The organism is Methylocystis sp. (assembly GCF_051062815.1).
Classification (GTDB): Bacteria; Pseudomonadota; Alphaproteobacteria; order Rhizobiales; family Beijerinckiaceae; genus Methylocystis.
Window position 1 is genome coordinate 1 of record NZ_JBPFDU010000012.1, and the last position, 4,246, is coordinate 4,246.

Here is a 4,246-nt window from a genome sequence, read left to right on the forward strand (position 1 = left end):
TCTCGCAGCAATCTGGTTCCACAAATTACGAATCAAACTCGACGCCAGTGCCTGAAATTCTGAATCGATCCCAAAATTATGCAACAGGGAAGTCCAAAGATTCCAATGCCCGGCAGTCCCAGAAATTGCGACAATCCGACATGGAATCCAGCCAATAAGGGTGAGCGACAGGGCGAAAACGACCCAAAACCCCCTCCTCCAGCCTGCCGAGGCGTCGGACTTTCGACTCCGAAATGACGGGCGGACCCCAAACAGGCGCCAAAATGAGGACGCGATGACCAAGATCGACGACGACTTCGACAGCGGCGGTCCGCCACTCGCCGCGCGCGCGCCCTCCTCGCATCTCGCGGCGCTTTCCGAAAAAGCCCGCGACTATGCCCGCAACGCCCGCTCCGACAACACGAGGCGCGCTTATGACGCCGACTGGCGGCAGTTTTCCGCCTGGCTGCGCCGGCAAGGCGTCGATCCCCTGCCCCCAGACCCGCAGACCGTCGGCCTCTATCTCACCGCCTGCATGGAGGGAGCTCGGGGCCGGGAACCGGTTTCCGTCGCTACTTTAGAGCGCCGGCTCGCCGGCATCTGTTGGCATTACCGCCAGCACGGCGAACTGCTCGATGCGAGCGACCGGCATATTTCCACCGTGCTCGCCGGCATTCGCCGCGCCCATGGCCGCCCGCCGGTCCAGAAGGAGGCGATTTTCGCCGACGAACTGCTGGCGATGCTGGCGACGCTCGAGAGGGATCTGCGCGGCATCCGCGACCGCGCGATTCTGGCGATCGGCTTCGCCGGCGGCCTGCGCCGTTCAGAAATCGTCGGGCTCGATTGCGGGCCCGATCAGAGCGAGGACGGGACCGGCTGGATCGAGATTTTTCCCTCTGGCGCCGATGTTTCGAGCGCCAGCAAAGACTCCGCCGATGTTTCGAGCGGCGGCAAAAGGAGTGACGCGGATCTATCCAGCGCCAGCAACAACGACGGCGGCGCGGTGTTGCAGATTTTCGGCAAGACCGGCTGGCGCGAGGTCGAAATCGGCCGCGGCTCGCGTCCCGAAACCTGCCCCGTCGCCTTGCTCGAGACCTGGATGCGGCTCGGCCGGATCAATCGCGGCCCGTTGTTTCGGCCGATTGCGCGCAAGAACGGCGGCGTCTCCTCTGAGCGATTGACCGACAAACATGTCGCCCGTTTGGTCCAGAAAACCGCGCTCGCCGCCGGCATTCGCGGCGATCTGACCGAGGGCGAAAGACGGCTGGCGTTCGGCGGCCATTCGCTGCGCGCCGGCCTCGCCTCTTCGGCGCAAATCGAGGAAGCGCATGTGCAAAGGCACCTCGGCCACGCCAGCCCCGAAATGACGCGGCGCTACCAGCGCAAACGCGACAGGTTCCGGGTCAATCTCACCAAGGCGGCAGGGTTGTAACCGAGGGCGTTCGCATCGTCCTTCGCTGCGGTGCGCCCGCGATAAGATCGCCGCGGCGACCACTTGTATAAATACCCCTTTGGGGTATATTGCGCCGATGAAAAGCGCGTCGCTGATCACCGTTGTCGAGACGGCGCCCTATCTGGCCGACGCGGTCCAGCTGATGGACGAAGCTGAAAGGATCGAAGTGATCGACACGATCGCTGCCGATCCTCAAGCGGGAGATGTGATCCCAGGCACAGGCGGCTTGCGAAAAGTTCGTATTCCGCTGAAAGGCCGGGGAAAGAGAGGCGGAGCGCGGCTCATCACCTTCTTTCACGACGCAGACATGCCGGTGTTTCTCATCGCGGTCTACGCCAAGAATGTGCAAAGCGATCTGGACTCCAGGCAACGCAAGGCGGCGACGGCGCTCACCACGGCAATTCGCGCTCAGTTCGGGAGGTAGCGATATGGACGGCAACGATTTCGGTAAGCTGATCGCGGGCCTCGAAGATGCTCTGGCCTATGCGAAAGGACGTAAAAGCCCTGGCGCGCGCACGCATCGCGTCAAGGTCGATCGCTCGTTTATCGCGGAAACCCGTCTTAAGGCGGGTCTGACGCAGGAAGAATTTGCGAAGGTCACCGGCGCGTCTCTCGGGACAGTGCGCAAATGGGAACGCGGAGAACGGTCCCCGTCGGGCGCCGCCAGCATGTTGGTGCGGATTCTTGCACGGGATCCGGCCCTGGTGATCAAGGAGGCAGGTCTTGCGAAGACCGTGACCCGCCGGCGCTCGAGCCGGTCCGACAAAGCCGCATGATCCAACTATCCAAGGAAATTACAGGCTTGGTTCGCCCAGACAATGTCGATGCGTGGATCGAAAGCGTCCCGGAAATCAAGGGCGGCATGCTCGTTATCAAAGGCACACGCATCACGGTCCATGCCGTCAAAGCGCGATTGTTGAACGGCGACAGTCTCGACGAGATCGCCGCAGAGAACCCTGACCTGCCGCGTGAAGCTTTAGCGGCGGCCGTGCTTTTCGCGAAAGCGCATCCTCTCCCCGGCTGAGCCACATTGCGGCATTGCGTGAGGGAATGCGATGGACGCCGAGGTCAATCACAATGCCGATTTCGCGCTCAGGCCCTGCGGGCGCTTCATTCGCTGTCGGCGGCCGATTGAGCTTCCAACGATTCCGAGAACGGCGGCAACCGACCATAGGTGGCGGCGGCGGTCAGCGCCTGCGCGGCGATGTCGCCCGATCGGGTTAATAGATCGGCGGGCGACGCCTTCCCTTCCACGGCCATTGGGCCAAGCTCGATGATTTTGACCAGCGCATCGGAAAGGATGGCGAGTTGGGTCGTCGTATCGGTCATAGCGTCCGCGCTCCTTCGATCCGCGACGATAATCGCCAAATTCACGGCAAGGAAACCCTCCGGCAAAATTGATCATCCCGCTTGCCGCCGTTCACGCGCGGCCTTTGCGGCCTTGCCGCGCAGCAGCGCCATCAGCACAGGTCCCAGCGAAAACTCCCCTGCCCGCGCCTTAGTGGTCAGAACCCGCAAATAGCCGCCGGCGGATTTGATTTCCTCCCCCCGCTGCAGGATCGCGGCGATGACAATCGAGGCGTCATGCTCGCCCAGAACATCGAGCGCCTGTTTCCAGGCGTCGGGCGACACGCCGAGCGCCGAGCGCACGATCGCCGCCGCGTCGACCAGATCACGCCAGCAGGAAATCTCACCGCTCTTGCCGTAGTCGACAATGTCGGGGCAGGCTTGCAGCACCATGCCGAGCGGATAGGTTCGCGTCGACGACGCTTGCCGCTCCCCGATTCCTGAACCGGGAGCCTCGGCTGTTGAAACCTCTGCCCTGTCGGCTTCTGGCTCTTTCGGCATTAACCCGGACGGATCGCGCCTGCCTTCTGGAAGGCTAGGTTCAAGATCAGGAATGTTTGTGATTTGATTCTGTATATGGCGCTCAGTCTGGGACTCATTGGCGCTTCTTTTTTGCAGTTTGACGTGTGTTTCGAGCAGCTTCTGGATTTCGGCCGCGAAGCCCGCCAGTTCGCCCGCCAAAGCCTCCAGCCCGGTTCTTCCGAGGCTGCGCGAATAGCCCGCCGAGAGGGCCTTATAACGCCCGTAAAGGCCTTCCCAGTCGCTGATGTCCTGCCCATCAATCGATATCAGCGCGAAACGAACGCCCTCCTCGATCCCCGTCTCGATCATCTTGACGATGTCACGCCGCGCCAGCGTGATCCTTTCCCGCAATAGGGCGATCGCGCGGTTTTCGGCGCGCACTTCCTCGGCGAGGTTTTCGATCTCGGCCGCGCGCGCGATCAGAGGCGTCAGATCGAAGCCGAAGGCGCTTTCAATCTCGCCGCCCTGCCCGCGCCGCGCGAAGCGTTTGCCGTTGGGCGAGTCGCGCCGGATGATCAGCCCCGCCTCGACGAGCGACGCCAAATGCCGGCGCAGCGTCGCCGGCGCCATGCCATGGGCGCGGATCGAGAGCTCCCGGTTGGATGGGAACACGATGACGCCGGCGCCGGCAGAGTTATCCTCGCTCTCCGATTTTGGATCGCGTTCGGGCAGCGTCAGCGCGGTTTCCTGATGGAAGCTGAGCAGCGCGTGCAGCACCGACAAAGCGCGGTCGGTGACGCCGATCGGCTCCTTGGCTTCCGTGAGCGCGCGAAACAGCCGCCATTTATGGACGACGGTCTCGGAGGCGTCGGGTTTCGCCGCGAAATCTCGCGTCGCCGCCTGCGCCGCCACCATGGCGAGCGAAAGCGGTCGCCGCCCAAAGGGCGTCGTTGGATGTGTGCGCATAATCCTTTGCCTCGTTCAGGCAAAAGAAATCCGCTCGCC

6 protein-coding genes are annotated in these 4,246 nt (G+C 62.8%); 4 read left to right on the forward strand and 2 right to left on the reverse strand.

The window, feature by feature from the left end; all coding sequences use genetic code 11:
* The first annotated feature begins 274 nt into the window (after positions 1-274).
* The 4 genes from ACR65W_RS01255 (at position 275) to ACR65W_RS01270 (ending at position 2,456) form a co-directional block, all read left to right on the forward strand.
* Complete coding sequence (locus ACR65W_RS01255; protein WP_434499101.1) at positions 275-1,411, forward strand: integrase; 1,137 nt, start codon at positions 275-277, stop codon at positions 1,409-1,411.
* Between the two features lie 97 nt (positions 1,412-1,508).
* Positions 1,509-1,856, forward strand: coding sequence for a type II toxin-antitoxin system RelE/ParE family toxin (locus ACR65W_RS01260; protein ID WP_434499102.1), 348 nt, complete (start codon positions 1,509-1,511; stop codon positions 1,854-1,856).
* A 4-nt stretch (positions 1,857-1,860) separates the two neighbouring features.
* On the forward strand, positions 1,861-2,208 hold the full coding sequence (locus ACR65W_RS01265) for a helix-turn-helix domain-containing protein (protein WP_434499103.1): 348 nt from the start codon (positions 1,861-1,863) through the stop codon (positions 2,206-2,208).
* A complete protein-coding gene (locus ACR65W_RS01270) occupies positions 2,205-2,456 on the forward strand; it encodes a DUF433 domain-containing protein (RefSeq protein WP_434499104.1) in 252 nt (83 codons plus the stop codon). Before ACR65W_RS01265 ends, ACR65W_RS01270 begins: the two co-directional genes overlap by 4 nt.
* 86 nt (positions 2,457-2,542) lie before the next feature.
* Here ACR65W_RS01270 and ACR65W_RS01275 read toward each other — a convergent pair whose 3' ends face one another.
* Together ACR65W_RS01275 and repC are read right to left on the reverse strand one after the other, a co-directional pair.
* Entirely contained in the window at positions 2,543-2,761 is a 219-nt protein-coding gene (locus ACR65W_RS01275) for a hypothetical protein (RefSeq protein WP_434499105.1), read from the reverse strand.
* Positions 2,762-2,833: 72 nt separating this feature from the next.
* Positions 2,834-4,207, reverse strand: coding sequence for a plasmid replication protein RepC (repC, locus tag ACR65W_RS01280; RefSeq protein WP_434502208.1), 1,374 nt, complete (start codon positions 4,205-4,207; stop codon positions 2,834-2,836).
* Positions 4,208-4,246 lie beyond the last annotated feature (39 nt).

Coding starts and splice junctions, on each gene's coding strand:
- ACR65W_RS01255 (WP_434499101.1), top strand. CDS start 275: ATGACCAAGATCGACGACGACTTCGACAGCGGCGGTCCGCCACTCGCC.
- ACR65W_RS01260 (WP_434499102.1), top strand. CDS start 1,509: ATGAAAAGCGCGTCGCTGATCACCGTTGTCGAGACGGCGCCCTATCTG.
- ACR65W_RS01265 (WP_434499103.1), top strand. CDS start 1,861: ATGGACGGCAACGATTTCGGTAAGCTGATCGCGGGCCTCGAAGATGCT.
- ACR65W_RS01270 (WP_434499104.1), top strand. CDS start 2,205: ATGATCCAACTATCCAAGGAAATTACAGGCTTGGTTCGCCCAGACAAT.
- ACR65W_RS01275 (WP_434499105.1), bottom strand. CDS start 2,761: ATGACCGATACGACGACCCAACTCGCCATCCTTTCCGATGCGCTGGTC.
- repC (WP_434502208.1), bottom strand. CDS start 4,207: ATGCGCACACATCCAACGACGCCCTTTGGGCGGCGACCGCTTTCGCTC.